The organism is Shewanella sp. ISS20 (assembly GCF_056522965.1).
This window is the reverse complement of sequence record NZ_JAWRZK010000001.1, coordinates 2,038,180-2,059,577: the sequence shown is the minus strand read 5'-3', so window position 1 is coordinate 2,059,577 and position 21,398 is coordinate 2,038,180. Positions and strand designations below refer to the sequence as shown.

Genomic DNA, 21,398 nt, shown 5'->3' with positions numbered 1-21,398 from the left:
AAATAGCTCAGCTTTATAGCACACTTAGATACGATTTGATAGCAAGGCAATGCAGGTTGCTTCTGCGGTATCCAATTAGCTATCTTAGTATAGGTTTGATTTCAATAACTCATTGCCATGCTGCCAACATCGACATTAAGGCTAGTGCCTTTGTCGCTTTTCACCTTATCCACAATCACGGGCTTGTCTGATTTAATGGTTAGCGCCACTTCAGATTGGCTTTGCACCGCATAGTTCATCAGTGGGGCAATAGGTTTCATTGGGCTAAGCCTGGCAAGTTCTGGTTCATTGCTGCTTTTGTGGTTGGCTGCTGTGTCTTGCGCGTTCGGTTTTCTAATCTCTAGTTGCTGCGCCATTGCTTGCAGGTCGTTAAGCTGGCTTAGTGTCGGGTCTGTGCCGGCGCGTTCAAATAGGTGGATGCTCTTGGTGTTAATTGCTTCATTGGTGGTTATATCCAGTTTTGCGCGTTTGCCGTTGAGTTCATCCATTTTGCTGGATATCTCATTTATTTGATTGATAGGTTCGTCTGCATCACTTCCCCAGCTAAAAAGGTTTTTTACTGAGTCCATGATGTAGCCCAGCCCCACGAACTTATCAATAAGGTATGTCACGGCAACAACTGCTGCCGCAATACCTGTCACGATTAAGCCGATAGGGTTGGCGTACATAGCGACATTAAGTGCGACAAATCCCAGTTTTACCAGCGCAATGGTGGCGATAATTTCTTTGAAGTTTTCACTCAAAAAGAGAATGCCGCCGCCCAGGGATTTAAACACGGTAAACACGCTGCTTACGGTTTCCCTAAGCTGCACTATGGCATCATTGCGCCAGTCCATGTTTTTCATGTTTTCAGCTAGGTCGCTAAATACCACTGATAGCTCTTTCATTACTGGGGTTAGCGCGCTGACCTTGAGCGAGTCCATGATGCGCAGTAGCTTTTTAAGTCCCGCACTAAAATCACTGGCGGCAGTGATTGAGCTTTCATCAGTAGGACCGCCTGTGTCGCGCAGCTCTTGCTTAGCTTTGTTCAGGCCATCAACACCGCCTTTAAGCACTGACAGCATTTTCTCACTGTCACCACCAAAGAACTCGTCCGCCATAAAGTTTTGCTTAGCCACATCAGTTTCTTTGGCAATTTCACGAACGATGACCTCGTAAGCGGCCATGACGTCTTTTGCGTTCTTAAGGTCGTTATAAGCCTGCCTGTTGCCGGTGTCTTTGAAATAGTCATTCATGGCACCTGTGCCTAGGCTTTTCATTTCACCCCAGCGCAAGCTCATTTCTTTAATGGCGGCATCCATGTCATCAACTTCTGCCCCAGCCATTTGTGCCTGTAGGCGCAGGGCTTGCAGTTGTTCTACGGGCATATCAACATCTTTAGCGGCAAGGGATAACTGCTTTACCTGGTTAGCGGTATCGTTAATGATGGCGCCATAAGCGGCAACCGATGCCAGCGCTCCTGCGCCAATGGCCGCGCCGCCTTTGACGGCTTCCATTGAGGGCAGTTTGATGGCGTTATTCATCTTTTTGAGGGGCGCGCCGTACTTTTTCAGCGTGTCATAACGCTTGCTGACTTTATCCACCGCTTTACCGTGTTTATCAAAGCGTTCTGTTAATCGCGCATATTCACTATCAAGCTGGCTGGCATCAATGCCTGCTTTTTTCATGCCCTTGCTGTTTTGCTTAAGTCGTAGCGCGTGGTCATCACTGGCTTGGGTAAGCTTATCGACTCGCTCAGTTTGTCTAAATATCGCCATAGTGAGGGCGTGATTAGGCTTGTTGGCTGCGGCCGCATTCGCCTTTAGCGCTTCAAGTGCTTTTGATTGGGCGATAATTTTAGCGTTAAGCTTACTGCTAGCGGCGGTGGAGTTTTCAGTCCCAGCCTTGAGTTTGGCGAGCTGCTCTGTTTGCCTGGCTAATTGCTCGGTTTGCTCAGTGATAGCATCATTGAGCGCCTGTTTTTTCTTGGCGCTGGCATCTTCTTTGGCTTGCAGTTCGGCTAACTTGTCCTTGGCTTCATTCAGGCTTAAGGTGTTTTTCTCCATTTCTTTATTGATTAGCCGGTGCGAGTCAATCATGTGCAGCGCGGCGCCGGTATCTGATTGCGCTTGCTGCATCTCTTTGATTTTTCTTGTGTGGTGATTGGATTCGCTAGTGATGGCTTTAAGTGGGGCGCTAACTTTATCAATCAACCCCATGACCACTGAGAGGTTCATTTTCATGGTAATTATTCCTTATAAAAAAAGGGAGAGCGTTAGCCCTCCCTTTGGTGGCGAACTCGCGCCAATTCACGAAACAAAATCAAATCATCGAAACTTAATTTATCAATCTCACTGGGTGGCCAGTGAAATACCACCGCAAGGTCGGCATAAAAGTCCTCTACATGATTGAGTTGATGCGCTATTTGTTCGTGTTGACGAAAAAACTGGCAATCTGCAACAGTAGTGGCGTTAAGTTCTCAACATCAAGGTTAAGCAAGTCGCGCTCATTCAGGCAGCTAATGCGCGTTAACAGGGTGCCACAGGCCGCAAAGTCCATTTGCACAACATCGACCAAGGTTAGGCCGCGCAAGTCGCCAGCGCACGGTTTACGCAGCTCAATCGTGTCAATCATGGCGCCCGCCTTCTCAAACGGCTTGGCTAGGGTTACGTTAACTGTTTTTTGAGTCATCAATGTCACCAAGTTCTTCAGTTAGCTCTTGCACCAGGGTTTTACGCCCGCCGCGATTAGGGTCGATGGTCATCACGGCTTTAAATAGGATTAGCGCTTCTTGCTTTCGGCCATCTTCCAGCATCAAATCCCCCACAAGGCGGTACATTTTCACTTTCAGCGCCGAATTAATGGCAAACTTGCCATGAGAAATATCCGCCACCAATTGCACTAAGTTAATGCGGTTAAATTTGCGCTTTTCAATGCGCGCCGCATGAGCATGTTTAAACACGATGTCACAAAAGGCGGTTTGGCCGTTGGTGTTCCAGCGCCTCGGGGTGCTAAGTCCACGCTCGACCGCGGCCTTAAAGTCATCATGCACTTGCTCAAGTTGGCCGCAGTCCACTTGCCACAAGAAGTACCACCACAATAAATCCAGTCCTTCAAAGCTCTTTTTGGTCGCTAATAGCTCTTGCGCGGTGGCTTGGTACTTCTTAATCAGCTCCGCTCTAAAGGCGTTTTTTTCATCAAAGCCTGCCAGTGTGCGCACCAGCTCTAAGTCAACCTCCAGCATGTACTGAATATCACTCCATGACTTACCTTTCAGTGGGTTATGGATAGGCAGATTGGTTGCTGTGTTGCTTGCGCTTTTTCCTGTGCTCACTTCACTGCCTTGCGGTGCGCTTTCTTCGGTGGTTTCACCTAAGGCAAAAGGCGCTGCCGCTGGTGTTGCATTAGCCGCAGCAACTAACGCAGCTTTCACGGCAGCTCGTGCCTGGCGTTTTTTAAGTAACGTCTGCATGGCTATCCCTTATTGTGGAATGAGTTCGGTACCGATAAACGTAACTTCAAGCTGGCCGTCTTTAACCGCCAGCTCTAGCGGGTTACTTACCCAGGCATTCATTAGGGTGTAACTTTTGCCGCTGTTTAAGTTAAGGGTGAGGTTTTCCCCTACAAAGTTAGCAATAGCGGTTTCATCAGTGCTTGCAGCATGGACTATGGTCACTTTAATGCTTGGCGCAGTGCTGAACGATTCAGAATGCCCCAGCACTCCAGCATCACCATAAACAGGCTCGCGGGTAACACCGCCAAAAGACAAGGTGCCGCCGTCTTTGGTAGGTAGGCGCCCAAGGGAGCCTGCATCTAAAAAGCCACGGCTAGTTATTTTTGTGCTCATTGCTTACTCCGTTGCTATTTACGAAATTGAATTTTGCCAGCAACAATAATCAGACCGTTGACGAACTGCGGGCTGTCTTGATAGTTGAGGCGAGTTTTGTTGTTCTTATCGAGTGTGACAATGAGGCTCTTTTTGTAGCCGTCAAAATCCTGCACTATGCCCGCATACTCTAAGGTGCGGTACAGCGCCAGCAATTCACCCTTGACCATGGTTGGGGTGGCAATGGCTTGCCCTTGCGCAAAGCTCGTGCCATCAGCGGCCAATTTGTGGCGACCGTAGCGGCTTAAAATCAATGAACGCTGCTTTTCACGAAAGTACATGGCCGTTGCTGGTGTCATAACATCGAGGTAACTGTCATCACTCACGCCAGCGGCATTTTCGGTGTAGGCAGTAACAGCGCGCTCCACTTGCACCGCGCCGGTCGCGGTCACGGTGTACGTGCTCATGCCTTCATGCAGTAGCAGGTTGCGCTCAGTCCAATCAAACTCACTGGCCGCCATTGAGTACACGCCATTAAGCCCCAAGGTTTGCAGTGGGCGACACGGGTCATTTGCCAGTGATTTCGCAATTTGGCCTGCCCACGCTGCCACAGCTTCGCTATCGGCAAGTAGGACGTTATTTGAGTCGCACAGCGCATTAATCGACAAGATGTTGATTAAAGGGCAATTGGATTTATTGCCAAAGGTGACAAGCTCAGCATGGCTTCCTTTTTTGGGGATATAGGCAATGCCGGGGATCATTTCTAATGCGCTATAACGCGCCTCTAAAAATTCACCTAAATCACGAATAGTAGTGTCATCGTTGAGCGCGCAAATAATATGGTGATATTGCGTGTCACCTAGCGCGGCCAATGCCATCGCAATGTCATCACCCGCCACGCTAATGGCGTAAATCGGCAGCGTGACTTGCTGCTTATCTAAGTAGCGCATCATTTTGGCAATGTCAGAGCCTGCGCCAAATTGCTCAATGGCGGTGTCTTCATTCATGCACAAGACGACTTTATTAGCCGGTGTAGTGGGCGCTGTTTGTTCAGCGTTATTGGGTTTCGTTGAGCCAGCGGGTAGCGCGTTGCCAATCACCAGTATGGATTGCTGCTGCTCGGCGCTATTGGCTAAGCTGTTATCAATTTCAATGTACACACCTGGTACACGGGCATTGCTGGGTACTTCACTAAAGCTAATACTCACGGTTATTCCCCTTGCTTGTTCTTATCATTCATCATGACCACAGAGCCATCCATGATGCGGCGCAACCAATAACTGCTGCGCGGTTTGGTTTCCCCTTTTTGCGCCAATGGTGCGCGGGTGATTGGGTCGCGTACCAGTAAGGTTTTACTGGTCGGTTTAATGTTGAATACAGACATTTAATCCTCCACATTCTTAAGTAATTCAGCGCGCATCATGCTCATGAGTTCACGCTCAAGGGTTGGCGTCCAACCGATAAAGGTTCGCTTGGCCATGCGGTAATTTCGTTTTTGTAGGCGACCGCCGCCCCACTTATTGGTGCGGGTGTCATAAAAACCTTTTACGCGAGTGGCAAATGACAAGGTGGCGCCGTCGTTGTGCTCGCGGCCAATCTTGGCGGCAATGCCTGTCAGGCCAACTTCAAACCCCACAGCATCTGCTTGGGTTCTTAATGAGCGACTTAATCCCGCCAACATGTTTCGTGAACTGTTGGTGTTAATCGCTTCTTTTTGCGCTAAACGGTTGCGCGTTCGTAGCTTGGTTGAGCGCGGCTGATAGGGCGCGCCATCTATATCTCGCTGCTGGCGAATTTGACCACGAAAGAACTTGCGAGGATGGTTGGCCAGCATGCGGTTAAGTGCTATTTTTTGAGTGGGCGAAAGCGCAGCACCTTCCAGCATGTCAGTTAATGGCTTGGGGCTATAAAGCTCCATCACACAGCCCCCCAATCACGCCAACAAACTCAAGGGGCGGCAGCTCTGACTCAATGGCCGCTAGCGCAAAGTCACTCATACATTCAAAGCGGGTGCTGCCTTGCTGCCAAATGCCCGCAGGGTTCTCACTGAGGGAATAGGCTTCGCGCATTGGGATTTTTAAGTACAGGTCAAAATTGCCGTTATCCAGTCGCTGCGTGGCAAATGATGGCGACTCTAGCCCCTTGCTTGAGCGGTCAACATCAAACTGATTAAGCCAGTTCACTAAGTGCATCATCAAAATGTGTGGCTGCACGTTCACATCAGTCATGTTCACGTGCACCAGGTAACTAATATCAAAGCCATCAATGGTGAGCCCTTGAGCGCACTCTAGGCTTCCGTCCTCCGCCCACACTTCAAGGTTCTTAGGGTCAACAATGGACTGGGTAAACAATTCAGTCAGGCTTTGCAGTGCTTTCATGGTTAGACAACCTCAAAGGTGTACATGGGCTTGCCGTTAAGCAATAAGTCCACGGCTTGGCGATATTGCACCAGACAATGTTCGGCTTTGCTCTGCAGTGCCTCTTGCCTGTCGGCGGCTTCGGCGGTCGCGTCTGTGCTGAGTTTGTTGCCAATGACGTTGTGCGCGGCCAGTGAAAATACCGCTTGCTTGTACAGCGCTATCCCAGCGGCAGAATCGCCAAACCAGTGCAGTGATAACGCATCCAGTGAATCATGTTTGGCAATGGCGGCGGCTAACTCTTGATGCACTGTGATGCGCGCTAAACCTAGGCGGTGCAACATGCCGTTTTCGGTTTCATTGCTTAAGAAGTGAAATAGCCCTTGAAACTCAGCCACACTGAGGGTGGGATAGCTATTGGTCGCGGGTAAGCGGCCATCAAAGACTTCATTCTTATCACCCACAAACGCCATACGAGACATAAATAATCCTTTGGAATGCAGGCTCAACGGCAGCGTGTCACAAGAAACGCATTTTCTTGATAGCGCAATCGAGAGCCTACACGGGGTGGAGTCGGTTTAGCGGCGGGTTATACCCACGCGCCATCAATCAAGAGTTTGACGTTATCAAATTCAACGGCAGCGGCTTTGCCCAGCTCTTCAATCACATAGGCCATGTTCATGGACTCAAAGTTTTCTACTTGGTCGCGCTCATCGTTTTTCTTGCCCACAGCACGGCGCACTGAGCCGTTTTGAATGTAAATGGATAAGTTCTTATAGCTAGTGACTAAAATGCCACTGGCAGGAAAACCTGGCACTGTGACCGCAGGTAAGCCGCCGTAAGTACCAATGACCTGTAAGTCTTCAATCTTGGCTTTTTCGCTAGGTGTGTTGCCTTGCGCCGCATAGAACTTGGCTTTTTCATACGCCAGCAAATCCGTACCAATAATGGCCACTAAGTCTGGCGAGTTAGCGCAAGCATCACTCAGTAATCCCTTAACGTTCATGACGGCCAAGTCAAGGTTGAGGTAATCACCCCCTTCACCAATGCGAATTTCACCCGTTGTTGCGCCTTCGGTCATCATGGCGCCTGGGTTGTGCTCACGAATGGCTTGGAACCAGCCTTTGCACACGTCTTCACCATTGGGGTGGGTAGTGGCGTTGGTGTCAGCGGCGCACTCCTTACCGTAAAAGCCAATCGTGATTTGGTTGGCCGCAATCTGGTCACGGGTTTGCGCAGCAATCAGGGGCGCAAAGTTTGGCAGGTGAGCGAACGCATCCAACTGGCTATAGCGAATGTGAGTATCAAAGTTCACTTGCTCGCATAAATACGGCATAGGCGTTAAATCAAACACGCTTTTAGTTTTGCGAATGGCGCCCTCTTTGGTATTGGTGCGACCGGCAATCATGCCTGACACTCCCAGCCCCAAGGCTTCGCCTTTTTGGTTGTTCACTGGAACAATGTTGATGCGGCTTAAAAACCAGTTACTTTCGCGCAGTTTCGCCACAATGTGCTGCGTGGCAGCAGGGGTGACGCTGAATTTTTCGGTGGCATCCGCCACGCCATGTTGCTTTGCCACAGTCTGCACGTACTTGGCTAGCTGAATTTTGGTTGCTTCTTGCATAATATTTCGCTCTGAAAAATATAAACTAATGAATGAGTTGTGCGCTTAGTGCTGGGTGTGGCTTATAGCCAATATTCATGCTCACCACCGCCCGCAAGGGTGCGGTCACCGCCATCATTGATCTTGCTGAGCAATGTTTTCATTTCCGCCGATTCAGCGCTTAACGTCTCAACTTGAGCGGTGAGCTTTTCAAGGGCGGTGGCTTCATCTTCTGGCGGCGTAGTAGTAGTAGCACCATCAGCGGGCGGCGTAGTGAGCACAACAGGTGGCACAGCGGATAGTTTAGTAATGGCGCCAGTTAAAGCGCTTAGGCTCGTTTGGATAGCAGCGTTTTGTTCGTTGTTTTTTGAGAGTAATTCTTTAAGTTCTTTATCCACGGGTTCATCCTCTTGGTTATTTGATTCATGAGCATCTGACTCAGTAAAATCAGGGTGGCTAGTCAGGAAAGTCACAAACCGCTTAAATAGGCTTTTATCTTCACCGTCCAGCGCAGGCGTGTTGGTTGCCGGCTTATGCGGTGTCGCAGGCTTGTGCGTTGTTGCCAATTCGCCATGACCGCCCATTGTGGCGCCAGAAGATAAAAAGGCTTTGCCATCGTCACCCACGCGCTTGGAAGATAGGTGTATTTGGGTAGTCCCCAGTGATGCAGGTTCATCCGTCAGTGCTAAGCCAGTTAAATAGCTTTTGCCCGTATTGCAGTAATTCGGCTCAATTTCGCAGGAGGTATGCAAAAGTTGATCACGTTCTATCGACGCCAACATCTTGGAGTTGGGCTTAAGGACAGCCCATAGTTCGCTGCCTCGCGCCTCAAGGCTCAGCACTGAACCGTACTTCTCACTCCAAAAAGAATGCTCAGCATTAATGCGGGCGTTGTATTTCTTGGGGTCGTACAACTCTGCCATATCATCAATAGCTTTCTGCTCAATATTGCGACCGTCAATAGTTGGGCCTGCCGTCAAGATACAAACCGGCTCTGATTGAAACATGTGTATTCCCTCTGATTGTCGTTATCTCAATTTACCCACTCACCCCTACCTTTTACAGCGGCGCGCATTCTATATAAGCCTTTGTAGAAACAAGGATTACTGAGTGATTTCGCTTTCTGTCGCACACTAAAAGCATTGAAGGCGCGAGTGCGCTAATGGCTGGCGCCCAAAGGATGAATGAAAGGACGGTATGCAGACTGAAACACCGATTTACACCCACGCGCAAACTCAGGCGCTGGGGCTGTATTTACGTCAATACGACACCAAAGAAATTGCGACTGAACTCGGTGTGAATGCGCGCACTGTTCAGCAATGGATCGCTAAATTCGCGTGGAAAAAGATGCGCGATGATTCACCCGTTGAATTAATGCTGCGCCAGCGCATTGCGTATTTGCTGTGGATTGATAGAAAGCATGCGGAGCAAATGCGGGAGCTTGAAATGCTGCTTGAGCAAAAGCACAAGCAGGACGAAGCGGCGCAGCGTAAAAAACGCCACACTCAGCAAAGTGAAGGTCGCAGTGGCGCGACAATTGGCAGACCAACCAACAAGACTAAAAATGATATTTCAGGGATTACCCCTGAAATGCTGCGTGAGTATTACGACAAGAAATACTTTGCTTACCAAAAAGCCATTCACGCCCAAAAGCAGGACGATAGCATCAATGAAACGCGCTTTTATTTAAAGTCGCGGCAAATTGGCTTGAGTGACTACTTTTCATTTGAAGCGTTTGAAGATGCGGTGGTGAACGGTGATAACCAAGTGTTTATCTCGGCGTCACGCAAGCAAGCTGAAATTTTTAAAAACTACATTCGCAAGTTCGCGCTTGAGATTGGTGGGGTGGAACTTAAGGGCAAAGACAGTATCACGCTCAGCAATGGCGCAGAGCTGCATTTCATGTCAACCAACATCTACACCAGTCAGGGCTTTAACGGCCACATGTATTATGACGAAGTGTTTTGGATCCCCAGCTTTCAGCGTTTGGATGATTATGCAGGCGGCATGTCAATTCAAGCCAAGTTCAGAACCACCTACCTATCTACGCCATCATCGACCGCGCATGAGGCCTACCCGAAATGGACAGGACCAAAAGCGCTTGGCATTGATATTAGCCATAAAGCCCTGAAAAAAGGCAGCTTAGGCGCGGATGGTATTTTTCGGCAAATCATCACGGTGGATGATGCCATTAAGGGCGGCGCCACCTTTTTCAACATGGACAAGCTGCGCCGCAAATACCCCATCAAAAGCATTTTTGATAACTTGCTGCGCTGCGTGTTCCTGGATGATTCCGAATCCTTTTTTAGTATCAATAAACTACTGGCCTGTAAGACAGATTCTGCCAAGTGGAAAGACGTTGATTTTGAATCGCCGCGCCCCGTAGGGGATGCGGAAGTGTTGGTGGGTTATGACCCAAGAGGCGGTGGCCAAGGGGAAGGCGCAGATGATGCGGGGCTTGTTATTGCCTTAAAACCCACAAAAAAAGGCGGCGTGTTTCGATTTTTAGAGCGCGTCAGGCTCAAAGGCTCAAGCTATGAAGAACAAGCTAAGGCTATTGAAGCAGTCACCCAAAAATACAACGTGGTGCATTTAGAAATGGACACTGGCGGCGTGGGCTCGGCAGTGGCTGAACTCGTGCGCAAATTCTACCCCAGCCTTAAAGAAGTGGATTATAGCCCCGATGTAAAACGCATGATGGCGTACAAGGCGCGTGAAATTATTAACGCAGGGCGGCTGCAATTTGATGATAGCTGGGATGATGTGGTGCATTCATTTTTGATGATCCGCCAACACACCACTAAGGCCAGCAATCAAATCACTATGGTGTCAGCGCGCACCAAAAAAGGCTCGCATGCCGATTTAGCCTGGGCAGCCATGCACGTATTGCACTGGGAACCCATCGACATAATGAACGACAACGAAACAACAATCGCGTTTTTGTGAGGAACTAGCATTGATCACTTTTGATACCCCTGAAAGCGTCATGGTCGCCGATATTTTAAGTTACATGGAAGTGGCGCTGATTGATGGGCTGTATGCGCCGCCTATCCCACTGGACACACTGGCTAAAGCAGTGCGGGCTAACCCCATGCATGGCTCAGCGCTGTATGTTAAAGGCAATATGGCTTGCAGTGCTGTGGCGTTATCGACCGTACTTAAAAAGCGCGACTTTAGGCGCTTTATGACGGATTACTTAACCTTTGGTAATGGCTATTTGCAGATAGTGCGCAACGGCTTGCAGCAAGTGGTGGCGATTAAGCACTTACCGGCGCTGTATATGCGCAGAAAAGCCAAAGTGGACGAATACACATATAAACCCAGGGAATATAGCGACGAGGGGCAAGTGCATTACCGCCCTGAGCAAGTCTTCCATTTAAGTGAATATGACGTAACGCAAGAGCTGTATGGATTACCGCAATACATAGGTGCCTTAAGCTCTATCTGGCTAAATGAAGATGCGACCTTATTTCGCCGCAAGTATTACCGCAACGGCTCGCATGCAGGTTATTTGCTGTATATGAATGACGCCAATCTCAGCGATGATCAAGAAAAAGAAATTAAGCACAAACTGTCGACACAAGATGCCTTTAAAAATCTGTTTGTGAACGGAAAAGGTAAAGACAGCAAAAAGCCTGAACTTACTCCCATTGGGCAAGTGGAAGCGAAAGATGCCTTTCAGGCCATTAAGAACACCACCACGGCAGACGTGTTAGCCAGTCACCGCATACCACTGGATCTAATGAGCATAGTGCGAGAAGGCTTTAGCAGTAATGGGGACTTAAACAAGGTGGACAGGATTTTCTATAAGAACGAACTGGTGCCACTGCTGGAGTCTGTGATTGAATTAAATGATTTCGTGGGTGCTGAGGTTGTCACGATTAAAGGCTATGAGGGGCTAGAGCCCCTAAAATGACGTGCCGGCTAATGCAAGCATTAAGGCTTAAGCGCCTGTAGCAACGCTCGATGTTTAGCGCGGCATTCCTGGTACAAGATAATGACGGCGGTTTTCCACTGAAAGTGCGCATCTGTTGCTGTGCTGTCAGGGATTGGCAGTGGTGGGCAAGGCGCTGATAGTGCGCTATCAATGTGCCTATCAATAGGCGTTAGCGGCTTGGGTGATATGTTGTAGCTTGCGCAGCTCGTCAGCGTCAATGCCAGGCACACAAACAAGAGTTTGCTGTTTATCATAAGTCACTCTATCTACTGGTTGAGTTAAGGGCGCAGGGGTGGCCTGCGGCTGCGCTAGTTCAAGGTGTTCGGCGGCAATGACCTTATCCACACTGGCTAAAAAGTCCGTTTGATTGTTCATCAATTGATGAACAATCACGCTCTGTTTTTGGGTCTGCTGATTAGCCAGGCTAATGGCCTTATCTGTTTGGCTAATGGTGCCTTGCTGCGCCTGCTGCAATACCGCGCTGGCGCCGCTAGCGTAACCAGTGCGATATGCCCCAAACAGCGCAGCCAGCAATATAGATATTAGCGCTGCGGCCACGACTACCCACTTAATCGGCATGATGCGCGCGTCCCGTGTCCATGTAGAACTTACAAAAACCAATAAACACACCAGTAATGGCGGCGTACTGCACTAGCGCAAATTCGCTATGTTCATTAATTGGGAGTGAGAAAAAATAAGTATTCACCTCAACCCATATCCAACCAACAAACACGCTCATTAAGCGTGGCCATACGCGCCATTGATTAAATTGCTCTGGACTCATAAGCGCAACTCAAAATGCACGAGGTCATCAAAGTTGTTGTCGTTGAGGTCAAAGTCGCCATCCCAATCACCGCCCCAGCGAATAGCAATCCCCATAGAGGCACCAATGCCGATAACGACACCGGCGAAATAACTAAAGCGCTCACGGTCATGCCAATCAATCGGGTAAGGCGCAACATCAACGGCAAGGCTGGGTGAAGCGTTGTGCCCGCCTTTGGGATAGCGCAATTGGGTTTTTCCTTCACTGAATAATGCGTTTTGCTCTGATTCGTTGCGATAGCCGCATAAAATCGTGCAATCACACACTTGTAAGACTTGCGTCATGACAGCTTGCAAGTCTGGGTGACAGGTCGCCAATCGTGAAGCGCTAGTGCGGCTAAAGCGATTCATAAAACCGCCTTAGCAACGCCAAAAGCGCCCGCTATGAGTGAGCCAATGATTAACCGCACCATCCATGTTTTATCAGACTCTAAATTTACTACGCGCTTGGTGAGGTCATCCTGCTTGGTGCGGGTTTCGGTGAGTGACTCAAGCATTTGGCGCATGATGATGTTTTGCTCTTGCGTCAATGCCACCAGGTGTTTCATGGTGGCATCAATGCGAGCAATATCTTTTTCTGGCATATCAATCTCAAATAGGTCATTTGAGATTGATAATAAGGCTTGCGCGAGTACTTAAAAATGATGGGGCTTTCTACATAGCATTTGTAGAAGAATCAATACTATCCCCAATATTTCAGCGTTGATATTTCAGTGATGCGACTTATTACTCGAATTCTGTAAGTCGTATTAGCGGGTATTGTTGCCACACAGGTAGCCATAGCTGTTGTGCCTTGAATTATATCGCTAGCAATTGTGCAGTATTCGCTGCCGCTACCCGTGCTTACGGTGATTGACGCTCTTGGGATGTTGTTACTTGCCAAGGCAATAATAGACACCATCATTTCGCAACCACTATCGTTGTTGACTTCACCACTGTCATAGCTAGTGTGCGAGCTGCCTGTATATTCCTCATACAAAGTTTTGCGCCACCTTCTAGTCATCATTTTATCGGCAGCACTTAAGAAGCTGGGTTTGTCAGTGACACTGTTCCAGTTGTGGGAGTGGGATACGGGCGCGGCTCCCACTTGCTCGGGGGTATGACTGTGAACTGCTGGCGCAGCCCCCACTTGCGCAGGCGTGTGCGCGGCGTGACTCGTTTGATGGTTATTAATCGCGTTTTTATTGCTATCCACCGCCGTGTTGAGCGCGCCAAGTTTAGTGAAGATGGATTTAACGGCGTCACCGGTTTGCAATAGCGCATCGGCCACTTCCTTGATGGTATCAAGCGTTGCGGCGGGTACGCCGCCATAAATATCTTCTTTGACCTTGTTTGCGGTCTGGGTGGCATAGTCTTGCAGTTGCTGAATAAGCCCCTTTTTATTCAGCGTTGCTGGCGTGACAAACTTCTTGTCATTAGCGCTTTGTGCCACTTCATCATGGGTGGCAGCATGAGGGATTTTGCCTTCAACGGACGCAATGGCCACATTGAGTTCATCATGAGTGGGGTGCGTTAATGACGTATCGGTCACCACTACAACATTGGCAGCGTTTGATAATACCGTTTGGATATTGATGATATAGGCCGCGATAACCGAACGACTTGGGTCTATGAGTGTCGGGCGGTAAGCACTGATTAATATCAGCTCCCCATCTTCATCATAAATACCCACGTTGCATATCCAGTGGCCTTTGTGGTCAGGATTATCATTGTTAATGGTAACACCACCGCCAATAAACCCTTCGGTGGATGCACGCTCAAGTTCAATGCGCGCCCACTCATGGGCAATCTCAGTCGCATTTACATCTGGAGCAATATAATTTGCGGGGTCGCCATTAATACCACCAAAGCCCATGTGGGTAAGCTTTAGCGTTTTATCGGCATGGTAATATTCTTCAAGCTTTTGCTGACCGCGCAAGGTCATGATGGTGTAATACAAATTCATTTACGCTCCTATTGATGTTCGCAGAGCGTTCATCATTGATTTAAATTGCTCAGTGTTCTTGATGATAAGGCTTGTACGAGCGCTTAGATATTGGGGGGCATATAGGGTTTGTAGAAGAATCAATGCTATCCCCAATATTTCAGCGTTGATATTTCAGTGATGCGACTTATTACTCGAATTCTGTAAGTCGTATTAGCGGGTATTGTTGCCACACAGGTAGCCATAGCTGTTGTGCCTTGAATTGTATCGCTAGCAATTGTGCAGTATTCGCTGCCGCTACCCGTGCTTACGGTGATTGACGCTCTTGGGGTGTTGTTACTTGCCAAGGCCATAATAGACACCATCATTTCGCAACCACTATCGTTGTTGACTTCACCACTGTCATAGCTAGTGTGCGAGCTGCCTGTATATTGCTCATATAATGTTTTACGCCACCTTCTGGTCATCATTTTATCTGCAGCCGTTAAGAATGCCGGTTTTTGACCAATAGATGCCCAATCATGAGAATGCGCTGCTGGCGCGGCACCCACTTGCGCAGGAGCGTGAGTGTGAGCTGCTGGTGCGGCACCTACTTGCTCAGGTGTGTGACCGTGAACTGCTGGTGCAGCACCCACTTGCGCAGGAGCGTGAGTGTGAGCTGCTGGTGCGGCACCAACTTGTTCATGTGTGTGACCGTGAACCACTGGCGCGGCACCCACTTGCTCGGGTGTATGACTGTGAACCGCTGGCGCAGCACCTACTTGCTCAGGTGTGTGACCGTGAACTGCTGGCGCAGCACCCACTTGCTCGGGTGTGTGAGTGTGAACTGCTGGCGCAGCACCTACTTGCTCAGGAGCGTGAGTGTGAACTGCTGGCGCAGCACCCACTTGCGCTGGTGTGTGACCGTGAACCACTGGCGCGGCACCAACTTGCTCAGGTGTGTGACCGTGAACTGCTGGTGCGGCACCCACTTGCTCAAGTGTGTGAGTGTGAACTGCTGGCGCAGCACCCACTTGCTCAAGTGTGTGAGTGTGAACTGCTGGCGCAGCACCCACTTGCGCTGGTGTGTGTGCAGCACGACTCTCTTGATGGTTATTGATCGCATTTTTATTGTCATCCGCGGTAGCGGTGAGCGAACCAAGCTTGGCGAGGATGGACTTTGTTGCATCACCTGTTTGAGATAGCGCATCAGCCACTTCTTTAATGGTATCAAGTGTTTCGACGGGAACTCCGCCATAAATATCTTCTTTGACCTTGTCCGCTGCCTGGGTGGCATAGTCATGTAGCTGTTGAATCAGTCCCTTTTTATTCAGTGTTTCCGGAGTGACAAAATTTTTGTCATTGACGCCTTGCGCAACTTCATCATGAGTGGCTGCGTGAGGAACTTTGCTTTCAACTGACTTAATGGCTGCATTCAGTTCATCATGAGTGGTGTATTGCTCATGCGGATTGTCCTCTTTAGCATGCTGACTTATTGCCTGAGAGACGTCATCAATAGATGCGAACTTTTTAGCGGTATCCACGACTACAGTAATATGATCCACATCAGACAGCGGTAAATGCACCATAATGGTTCGCTCTGATAATGCCGATACTAAGGTGGAGGCTAGTGCGCCCCATACAATTAAATCGCCCTCACTATCAATGAGTCCCACTTCACGCAACCATTGACCTTGATATTTAGCGGACATGGCAGATGACATAAACACGCCTGCGGCCAGATAGTCGCTTGATTGCTCAGTGATGGCTTCGCGGCCAATCTCATGAGTGAGGCTTTTGCCGTCTGCATTGGGTATGACGGAAGTGCCATTACCATCTCCTAGCACCAACGAGGTGATCACAAGGCGCTGTCCTGCGGCAAGCTGGTTAAGCTTGGTTTTTCCTATGTTGGTAACAATAGCGAATTGTTCGCTATCACTCGCTATTTTTGTCATTTCAATCTCACTTCTATATGTTCAACGGTTGTTAAGTACGGCGCAATAAATAATGAGCCGTACACATCAAGCGGTTTGTCGCCAATAGTAATTTCATGCACCACTGTGTGATAAGCGCCCACATAAGCATTCATTGGCGGCTTAGAGGCGGTAATATCAAACTGCCACTGAAATTCAGTGTGGGGCAAACGCTCTTGATTAAAGGCGCTCACCATCGGGTTGTAGTCCTTACTGGCATCAACCATCACAGTAATTAAGTTCGGTGTATCGGAGCTGTCACTGACAAGGCCATTCACGCCATGCTCAGCCATCAAGCGTTGATAGTCCTTAAGGCGCCATCCAAACAGCTCTGCACCGAACTCAGTCAGTAGTGCTAGCTGCACTTCATCATGCGTCATCTTAAAGTCAGCCCCCATGCCAGCAATTAAGTTATTTAGCTCACTATTGGTGGGGTCTTGCCAATACTGCCCTTGGGGCAATAATTGGCGCAGAGCGAGGGCAAAGTCCTTGTCACTGCGGTCAATGATTAAGTCAGCGGTGTCCATGTGATTTCTCCTAACGTGTGGATTTCGCTGTCAGTGAGGAACAACTCTTCTGTTGGTCGCTTAACCAAGTAGTTGCTGGTGATAGGTGCAATCGCGATGACGATTTCAGTAGGGGACAAGGACACCGGCACCGGCGGCACAACACTATGGTCACGTTGCCCCATTTTGCGCATAAACAGCTCTTCAATGGCTTTAGTGATATTGAGCCTGATGCTTTCATCTTGAACATTTTGGATTTCAATATCGATTGGCTTTTTGGTTGGTAGCATCACATTGGGGTGACAGCCTGCAAGGCGCACATCTTCAATGTATGCCTTGACCGTATCAATGACGGCAGATGGCAGTGACGGGTCGTTTTGCCTGGCACCAATGTACACCTGAACCATGCCACGCTCTGGGGTGTTATCTAGCGCCCAGGCATAATCCACATCAGCATGCGCAGAGCGCGCCCACGCTTCATAATCACTGCGCCGTCCAACCAATACGCCCATGTTAAAAGCAGTACAAATACGCTCGCGCCAATGCTCCACATCTTCAATGTCAGCGCCACCATCAATACCCAGGCTGACAATGTTATTGGGATTAATGCCACTAATGGCTTTTGATAGGCTAAGAGCGGCGCCCGTCTCAAGGTTGAATGCGTTGCCAGCAACAAGGGACATCACTTCAATATCGGTATCACTGAGCTGCGCCTTAGTGGTGACATACTCATGACCCGCCTTACTCACCATCACAGTGCCTTTAGGGATAGGCACTGCGCCGCTCAACTGCTCAAGGCGTACCAAGCCTTGCGCAAAACTTGGCAGCAACCGCTCAACATCATGACGCTTAGCATGAAGGTATAACCATGGCTCAGAGGCGGTTTCTGGCAATAACTCGCGAAACAGTTGGTCTTGATAACCGTATTGGCCGTAACTCACCCCAGCAATGGCGCAAGCAATCGCATCAATGGCAGGGTTGCGTTGCCCTGTTTTGGCTATCAAGGTCGATGTAGCCCGCTCAATCAGTGAGGCTAGGCTGCGCTGCGTACTCATAAAGGCACCTCTAATATTATGCCGGTGTTGGTGGTTATCTTGACGGTGCGACCAATGGCAGTTGGTGATAGGCGTTTCACTTCAACCTCAAAAGAGGCAACGTGACCTTTATCCACCAACCACTGCAGGGCGTCTTCATAAAATCGCTTGGCGCGGCTCAAGGTTTGGTCAGTGAGCTTTTCGCGCTCAAGCGTCCAGTCGCGCGAGCCTACCGCTGGCACATAGGTATCATGCCAGCAGCCGCCACGCTGTTTGTTGCCCATGCGGGCTTGGTCATTGGCGGTGGCGCTGCCATGATTGAGCACACTTTGCAGCACTGCATGCGTTAACCCCTCAAGGCTGGCCAGAGGCGCACTAATGGCGCGTAAGGTGAAATAACTCATGTCACTTTATAACTCCCTGCTGAGCTGCCACTGGTGACATTCACCAGCGCATTGGTGGTGATTTCTTCAACCACGGCGTTGGCGATAGCCTCCGCAAGCTCCGCTGAACGGGCAAACTCGCCCTCAACCACAAAGCCTTTTTTTATCATTTCTGCCACTATCTTGCCCTTGAGCGATTGTGGATTAAGTGCCATTAGGTTTTCCCCGCAAATACTGTGCTTGAGCCATCAACATGAGGGCTGCCGGTGAACGGGCAAATGCTTTCGCAAGTGACAACGCCCGTTCCATCGTTGAGCTTGATGTTTTTGCCATGGGCAATGACATCACCGCCTGCAGTGACGTCCACATTCTTCTTGGCGTTCACCGTGACATTTTCATTAGTGGTGATAACAATCCCATTCTTGGTGAAATGCACCAGATTGCCCTTGTCATCAAGCATGGCGACTTCGCCAGGCTGCAGCTCCATTTCATGCTCTTCATCTTCAACACAAAACGACACGCCACGACTGCGAACGCCACCCAAAAACAACAAGTACGCGCGGGCGCCGATATTGGGGCGACTCATAAAGCCGTAGTTGTGTAGCCGTTTTATGCGGTCTGAGGCGCGACCGGTGGACGTCTTAATCTGCAATACTTTGGTTTCAACACCGGTGACGTCACCCATGGCGAATACGTTCTTAATGCGGCTCATTAATCGGTTAAACATCGGTGTTTTCCTCAAAGGGTCTAAACAGTGATAGCGAGGTTTGCGCATCGGTATCACTGACCGATAGCGACACCGATTTAATCAGCATGATTTCATTAAACCTTTGGCGGGCATCGACCACGCTTACGGTGCGGTTAATGGCGTCGCCAGTCAGTTCAGGGAATAAACCAGGGATAGCGGTTGATACGGTGACACCTTGAGCAATGGCTAAGTCGCGTTCATAGTTCGCGCGAGCCAGGCATGAATCGGCGCTTTGTAATTGGTCAGACACAATCACCAGCTTGCGCTGGGTATTCGCCGGCGCGTAAGTCACCACCGCATGCGCATCATCCCACTGGCCTTGCACCTCAATGTGATAAAACTGCTTGGCAAAGTTGCGCTCAATCGCCAGTGATTCGATATTGACGCCAACCTCAAGGCGAATGCCTGCCAACACTGCGTGGGCTGGGCTCTCTAACACCAACACGCCATTGCGCTCAACCAACACCACGCCTTGCTCCTTGGCTATTTGCGCCAGGTTATCAACCGGCGATTCCGCATTAATTTGAAATTCCTCAACCACTTCAAGAGCGCTTGGGTCAACGTATGACTGCACCGATAAGCCAAAGTCGCTCGCCACACTCGCTAATAGCGTGGGCAATGGCTGGTCATACAGTGCATCCATCGTTATTTTTGAATCAATCATGTTGGCACTGAGCGAACGCCCAGATAGGCGCATAGCGTATTCACTGCTGGCCGTGTTGGTGCCTACCGTGTCTATGGTGCCAATGAATACCCGCGCATGATTGAGCAAGAACTCCACAGGCAAAGGGGAGGTGATAGCCATGGGTTCAATGGTGCAACTAAAGGTGTGCGCCAACTGCTCTATGTCAAAGGTCAGCTCTGCGCTCATAAATACCGTGGGCTTACCCGCTACCAGCAGGGTTAACGTGCTCATGAGGCCACCGCTATCGCTACATCACCACATAAAAACAACGGGTGCAGTGACGGGTTAAGCGCCACCACAAGCGCATCGGAGGCGTGATGGTTGTGAGCCAAGGCTAGCGCAGGCAAGCCGCGCATGAGCGTGTCATATTGCACCGGTGTGCTGCCAAGCTTAACCTTATCCACTTGCGCCCCCACGCTATCCCTGAGCACCACCAAGGCATTGAATAGTGCCAGGCTTTCCACGGTAGACACTTCGGTCGCTTCCACAATGCGCGCATCTATCTGGGCGGTTAAGCGTTGCAAGTCATTGAGCACCACTACGGGTTGCACACCTGACGCCACCACGGAATAACTGTCTCGCTGCTCAAGGGCGGCGATATCCTTATTCATCAAGGCGGCAGCAACGACAAGCTGCACGTTAAAATGATGGCTTGGACTGTCAGGGTTAACGAGGCTTAGCATGGCCGCTTGCGCAATGCGGGCGTTATCAATGGCCGAACTCACTAGCGTCATGCTGGTATCAGCACTAACACCTACGCGCCCACCGCGACCAGCTAACATAGTGCTGGCATGACTGCCTTCACTGCGCACCACTTTGGCCACGCGCTTAATGGTATGGCTTAGCTGCCCCGCAAACTGTGCAGGTGCATTGGCAATGCTTGAAATGGCAACCAAGGCGCTATTAAGTTCAGTGCTCAACTCAGACAGTATTTGACTAGGAATGGCCAACATATTTGATACGCGCTGCAGCTGAGTGACAAGCGCTGTAAAGTCCGCCCGTACTTCATTAATCTGCGCCACACTCGCGGCATAAATCTCCTCAATAAATGACGCCGTTGACACCTCAATGACTGCATCCGCTTGGGCTACAACATGCACCACTTGGCCAGCCACCACAGGGCTGAGCGCTGGGGCTTTGCCGTCCACCACGAAAGATAGAGATAGCGTGACCACGCCGCGCTTGGTGTCGATGGTTAATGAGTGCGTCTTAAACACCAGCGGCAACTCACCTAGCCACGGGTGCTCAAGCTCGCCCTTGGGGGTAGTGGCTAAAGACGCAAGCAGCGCATTGGCATCAACCAATGAGTTAGCCCCCACCATGACCACCTCAAGTGACACATTACTGGCCGCGCTACCCATGACCTTAATCAGAGGTAAATCGGCATACGGGATTTCACTGATATGCAGGCGCTGCCCACCGTCAAGCGTGGTGCTTAAGATGTTCAGCGCTAAGCCGTTCCAGCGTCCCTGTTCATATATTCGTTCCCACATTTAGCAATAAATCTCCAATGGTATGCACTAGCGCACATAGTTATGCGTGACGGAGGCGCGCATGCGTTGCGTCGGCTCTCCCTCCCCTCCACACCGAAAGTGTCCACGTTAAAAAAACGAAAAATACACGACTGCATAGCCACGCTATG

General features: G+C 49.8%; 27 protein-coding genes. 2 read left to right on the top strand and 25 right to left on the bottom strand.

Annotated features, from left to right (window positions below; all coding sequences use genetic code 11):
• Positions 1-101 precede the first annotated feature (101 nt).
• The 12 genes from AC1HDP_RS09595 to AC1HDP_RS09540 form a co-directional block, all read right to left on the bottom strand.
• Entirely contained in the window at positions 102-2,222 is a 2,121-nt protein-coding gene (locus AC1HDP_RS09595) for a phage tail tape measure protein (protein ID WP_479638572.1), read from the bottom strand.
• Positions 2,223-2,254: 32 nt separating this feature from the next.
• A complete protein-coding gene (locus tag AC1HDP_RS09590) occupies positions 2,255-2,356 on the bottom strand; it encodes a GpE family phage tail protein (RefSeq protein WP_479638571.1) in 102 nt (33 codons plus the stop codon).
• A gap of 44 nt (positions 2,357-2,400) precedes the next feature.
• Positions 2,401-2,670: a phage tail assembly protein gene (locus AC1HDP_RS09585; protein WP_479637148.1), complete on the bottom strand. Its 270-nt coding sequence runs from the start codon at positions 2,668-2,670 to the stop codon at positions 2,401-2,403.
• A complete protein-coding gene (gene gpM, locus AC1HDP_RS09580) occupies positions 2,651-3,451 on the bottom strand; it encodes a phage terminase small subunit (RefSeq protein ID WP_479637149.1) in 801 nt (266 codons plus the stop codon). The genes AC1HDP_RS09585 and gpM overlap by 20 nt, the downstream gene beginning before the upstream one ends.
• 9 nt (positions 3,452-3,460) lie before the next feature.
• A complete protein-coding gene (locus tag AC1HDP_RS09575) occupies positions 3,461-3,826 on the bottom strand; it encodes a phage tail tube protein (RefSeq protein ID WP_479637150.1) in 366 nt (121 codons plus the stop codon).
• 14 nt (positions 3,827-3,840) lie between these two features.
• On the bottom strand, positions 3,841-5,013 hold the full coding sequence (locus tag AC1HDP_RS09570; protein WP_479637151.1) for a phage tail sheath subtilisin-like domain-containing protein: 1,173 nt from the start codon (positions 5,011-5,013) through the stop codon (positions 3,841-3,843).
• A gap of 2 nt (positions 5,014-5,015) precedes the next feature.
• Positions 5,016-5,189 carry a DUF2635 domain-containing protein gene (locus AC1HDP_RS09565; RefSeq protein ID WP_479637152.1) on the bottom strand — a complete coding sequence of 58 codons (174 nt, stop codon included), beginning with the start codon at positions 5,187-5,189 and terminating at the stop codon, positions 5,016-5,018.
• Entirely contained in the window at positions 5,190-5,723 is a 534-nt protein-coding gene (locus AC1HDP_RS09560; RefSeq protein ID WP_479639786.1) for a phage virion morphogenesis family protein, read from the bottom strand. It abuts the gene before it with no gap.
• Entirely contained in the window at positions 5,710-6,183 is a 474-nt protein-coding gene (locus tag AC1HDP_RS09555) for a phage tail protein (protein WP_479637153.1), read from the bottom strand. Before AC1HDP_RS09555 ends, AC1HDP_RS09560 begins: the two co-directional genes overlap by 14 nt.
• A 2-nt stretch (positions 6,184-6,185) precedes the next feature.
• Positions 6,186-6,644, bottom strand: a complete 459-nt coding sequence (locus AC1HDP_RS09550; RefSeq protein WP_479637154.1) for a head completion/stabilization protein — start codon at positions 6,642-6,644, stop codon at positions 6,186-6,188.
• 107 nt (positions 6,645-6,751) lie between these two features.
• Positions 6,752-7,786 (bottom strand): phage major capsid protein, P2 family, encoded by a 1,035-nt coding sequence (locus AC1HDP_RS09545; protein WP_479637155.1) that lies wholly within the window; start codon positions 7,784-7,786, stop codon positions 6,752-6,754.
• 62 nt (positions 7,787-7,848) lie between these two features.
• Positions 7,849-8,772, bottom strand: coding sequence for a GPO family capsid scaffolding protein (locus AC1HDP_RS09540; protein ID WP_479638570.1), 924 nt, complete (start codon positions 8,770-8,772; stop codon positions 7,849-7,851).
• A gap of 190 nt (positions 8,773-8,962) precedes the next feature.
• On the opposite strand from AC1HDP_RS09540, the gene AC1HDP_RS09535 reads away from it, so the two are divergent.
• Together AC1HDP_RS09535 and AC1HDP_RS09530 are read left to right on the top strand one after the other, a co-directional pair.
• Positions 8,963-10,711 (top strand): terminase large subunit domain-containing protein, encoded by a 1,749-nt coding sequence (locus AC1HDP_RS09535; protein WP_479638569.1) that lies wholly within the window; start codon positions 8,963-8,965, stop codon positions 10,709-10,711.
• A 10-nt stretch (positions 10,712-10,721) separates the two neighbouring features.
• A complete protein-coding gene (locus AC1HDP_RS09530; protein WP_479638568.1) occupies positions 10,722-11,681 on the top strand; it encodes a phage portal protein in 960 nt (319 codons plus the stop codon).
• A gap of 180 nt (positions 11,682-11,861) precedes the next feature.
• Here AC1HDP_RS09530 and AC1HDP_RS09525 read toward each other — a convergent pair whose 3' ends face one another.
• The 13 genes from AC1HDP_RS09525 to AC1HDP_RS09465 form a co-directional block, all read right to left on the bottom strand.
• On the bottom strand, positions 11,862-12,281 hold the full coding sequence (locus tag AC1HDP_RS09525; RefSeq protein WP_479638567.1) for a hypothetical protein: 420 nt from the start codon (positions 12,279-12,281) through the stop codon (positions 11,862-11,864).
• Positions 12,271-12,486, bottom strand: a complete 216-nt coding sequence (locus AC1HDP_RS09520) for a hypothetical protein (RefSeq protein ID WP_479638566.1) — start codon at positions 12,484-12,486, stop codon at positions 12,271-12,273. The genes AC1HDP_RS09525 and AC1HDP_RS09520 overlap by 11 nt, the downstream gene beginning before the upstream one ends.
• Positions 12,483-12,875, bottom strand: coding sequence for a M15 family metallopeptidase (locus AC1HDP_RS09515; protein ID WP_479638565.1), 393 nt, complete (start codon positions 12,873-12,875; stop codon positions 12,483-12,485). Before AC1HDP_RS09515 ends, AC1HDP_RS09520 begins: the two co-directional genes overlap by 4 nt.
• Positions 12,872-13,108 carry a hypothetical protein gene (locus AC1HDP_RS09510; protein ID WP_479638564.1) on the bottom strand — a complete coding sequence of 79 codons (237 nt, stop codon included), beginning with the start codon at positions 13,106-13,108 and terminating at the stop codon, positions 12,872-12,874. The genes AC1HDP_RS09515 and AC1HDP_RS09510 overlap by 4 nt, the downstream gene beginning before the upstream one ends.
• Before the next feature lie 98 nt (positions 13,109-13,206).
• Positions 13,207-14,469, bottom strand: coding sequence for a phage tail-collar fiber domain-containing protein (locus tag AC1HDP_RS09505; RefSeq protein ID WP_479638563.1), 1,263 nt, complete (start codon positions 14,467-14,469; stop codon positions 13,207-13,209).
• A 125-nt stretch (positions 14,470-14,594) separates the two neighbouring features.
• On the bottom strand, positions 14,595-16,382 hold the full coding sequence (locus AC1HDP_RS09500; protein ID WP_479638562.1) for a phage tail-collar fiber domain-containing protein: 1,788 nt from the start codon (positions 16,380-16,382) through the stop codon (positions 14,595-14,597).
• A complete protein-coding gene (locus AC1HDP_RS09495) occupies positions 16,379-16,927 on the bottom strand; it encodes a hypothetical protein (protein ID WP_479638561.1) in 549 nt (182 codons plus the stop codon). Before AC1HDP_RS09495 ends, AC1HDP_RS09500 begins: the two co-directional genes overlap by 4 nt.
• Entirely contained in the window at positions 16,909-17,961 is a 1,053-nt protein-coding gene (locus AC1HDP_RS09490; protein ID WP_479638560.1) for a baseplate J/gp47 family protein, read from the bottom strand. Before AC1HDP_RS09490 ends, AC1HDP_RS09495 begins: the two co-directional genes overlap by 19 nt.
• Positions 17,958-18,344, bottom strand: coding sequence for a phage GP46 family protein (locus AC1HDP_RS09485; RefSeq protein ID WP_479638559.1), 387 nt, complete (start codon positions 18,342-18,344; stop codon positions 17,958-17,960). Before AC1HDP_RS09485 ends, AC1HDP_RS09490 begins: the two co-directional genes overlap by 4 nt.
• Complete coding sequence (locus AC1HDP_RS09480) at positions 18,341-18,538, bottom strand: hypothetical protein (RefSeq protein ID WP_479638558.1); 198 nt, start codon at positions 18,536-18,538, stop codon at positions 18,341-18,343. Before AC1HDP_RS09480 ends, AC1HDP_RS09485 begins: the two co-directional genes overlap by 4 nt.
• Positions 18,538-19,050 (bottom strand): phage baseplate assembly protein domain-containing protein, encoded by a 513-nt coding sequence (locus tag AC1HDP_RS09475; protein ID WP_479638557.1) that lies wholly within the window; start codon positions 19,048-19,050, stop codon positions 18,538-18,540. The genes AC1HDP_RS09480 and AC1HDP_RS09475 overlap by 1 nt, the downstream gene beginning before the upstream one ends.
• Positions 19,043-19,987, bottom strand: a complete 945-nt coding sequence (locus AC1HDP_RS09470) for a hypothetical protein (protein WP_479638556.1) — start codon at positions 19,985-19,987, stop codon at positions 19,043-19,045. The genes AC1HDP_RS09475 and AC1HDP_RS09470 overlap by 8 nt, the downstream gene beginning before the upstream one ends.
• Positions 19,984-21,249 (bottom strand): DNA circularization N-terminal domain-containing protein, encoded by a 1,266-nt coding sequence (locus tag AC1HDP_RS09465; RefSeq protein ID WP_479638555.1) that lies wholly within the window; start codon positions 21,247-21,249, stop codon positions 19,984-19,986. Before AC1HDP_RS09465 ends, AC1HDP_RS09470 begins: the two co-directional genes overlap by 4 nt.
• Between the last annotated feature and the right edge of the window lie 149 nt (positions 21,250-21,398).

Excerpts from the sequence above, each read along its gene's own strand:
- AC1HDP_RS09595 (WP_479638572.1), bottom strand. The coding sequence starts at position 2,222 with ATGAAAATGAACCTCTCAGTGGTCATGGGGTTGATTGATAAAGTTAGC.
- AC1HDP_RS09585 (WP_479637148.1), bottom strand. The coding sequence starts at position 2,670 with ATGACTCAAAAAACAGTTAACGTAACCCTAGCCAAGCCGTTTGAGAAG.
- gpM (WP_479637149.1), bottom strand. The coding sequence starts at position 3,451 with ATGCAGACGTTACTTAAAAAACGCCAGGCACGAGCTGCCGTGAAAGCT.
- AC1HDP_RS09575 (WP_479637150.1), bottom strand. The coding sequence starts at position 3,826 with ATGAGCACAAAAATAACTAGCCGTGGCTTTTTAGATGCAGGCTCCCTT.
- AC1HDP_RS09565 (WP_479637152.1), bottom strand. The coding sequence starts at position 5,189 with ATGTCTGTATTCAACATTAAACCGACCAGTAAAACCTTACTGGTACGC.
- AC1HDP_RS09560 (WP_479639786.1), bottom strand. The coding sequence starts at position 5,723 with ATGGAGCTTTATAGCCCCAAGCCATTAACTGACATGCTGGAAGGTGCT.
- AC1HDP_RS09555 (WP_479637153.1), bottom strand. The coding sequence starts at position 6,183 with ATGAAAGCACTGCAAAGCCTGACTGAATTGTTTACCCAGTCCATTGTT.
- AC1HDP_RS09550 (WP_479637154.1), bottom strand. The coding sequence starts at position 6,644 with ATGTCTCGTATGGCGTTTGTGGGTGATAAGAATGAAGTCTTTGATGGC.
- AC1HDP_RS09545 (WP_479637155.1), bottom strand. The coding sequence starts at position 7,786 with ATGCAAGAAGCAACCAAAATTCAGCTAGCCAAGTACGTGCAGACTGTG.
- AC1HDP_RS09540 (WP_479638570.1), bottom strand. The coding sequence starts at position 8,772 with ATGTTTCAATCAGAGCCGGTTTGTATCTTGACGGCAGGCCCAACTATT.
- AC1HDP_RS09535 (WP_479638569.1), top strand. The coding sequence starts at position 8,963 with ATGCAGACTGAAACACCGATTTACACCCACGCGCAAACTCAGGCGCTG.
- AC1HDP_RS09525 (WP_479638567.1), bottom strand. The coding sequence starts at position 12,281 with ATGCCGATTAAGTGGGTAGTCGTGGCCGCAGCGCTAATATCTATATTG.
- AC1HDP_RS09520 (WP_479638566.1), bottom strand. The coding sequence starts at position 12,486 with ATGAGTCCAGAGCAATTTAATCAATGGCGCGTATGGCCACGCTTAATG.
- AC1HDP_RS09515 (WP_479638565.1), bottom strand. The coding sequence starts at position 12,875 with ATGAATCGCTTTAGCCGCACTAGCGCTTCACGATTGGCGACCTGTCAC.
- AC1HDP_RS09510 (WP_479638564.1), bottom strand. The coding sequence starts at position 13,108 with ATGCCAGAAAAAGATATTGCTCGCATTGATGCCACCATGAAACACCTG.
- AC1HDP_RS09505 (WP_479638563.1), bottom strand. The coding sequence starts at position 14,469 with ATGAATTTGTATTACACCATCATGACCTTGCGCGGTCAGCAAAAGCTT.
- AC1HDP_RS09500 (WP_479638562.1), bottom strand. The coding sequence starts at position 16,382 with ATGACAAAAATAGCGAGTGATAGCGAACAATTCGCTATTGTTACCAAC.
- AC1HDP_RS09495 (WP_479638561.1), bottom strand. The coding sequence starts at position 16,927 with ATGGACACCGCTGACTTAATCATTGACCGCAGTGACAAGGACTTTGCC.
- AC1HDP_RS09490 (WP_479638560.1), bottom strand. The coding sequence starts at position 17,961 with ATGAGTACGCAGCGCAGCCTAGCCTCACTGATTGAGCGGGCTACATCG.
- AC1HDP_RS09485 (WP_479638559.1), bottom strand. The coding sequence starts at position 18,344 with ATGAGTTATTTCACCTTACGCGCCATTAGTGCGCCTCTGGCCAGCCTT.
- AC1HDP_RS09480 (WP_479638558.1), bottom strand. The coding sequence starts at position 18,538 with ATGGCACTTAATCCACAATCGCTCAAGGGCAAGATAGTGGCAGAAATG.
- AC1HDP_RS09475 (WP_479638557.1), bottom strand. The coding sequence starts at position 19,050 with ATGTTTAACCGATTAATGAGCCGCATTAAGAACGTATTCGCCATGGGT.
- AC1HDP_RS09470 (WP_479638556.1), bottom strand. The coding sequence starts at position 19,987 with ATGAGCACGTTAACCCTGCTGGTAGCGGGTAAGCCCACGGTATTTATG.
- AC1HDP_RS09465 (WP_479638555.1), bottom strand. The coding sequence starts at position 21,249 with ATGTGGGAACGAATATATGAACAGGGACGCTGGAACGGCTTAGCGCTG.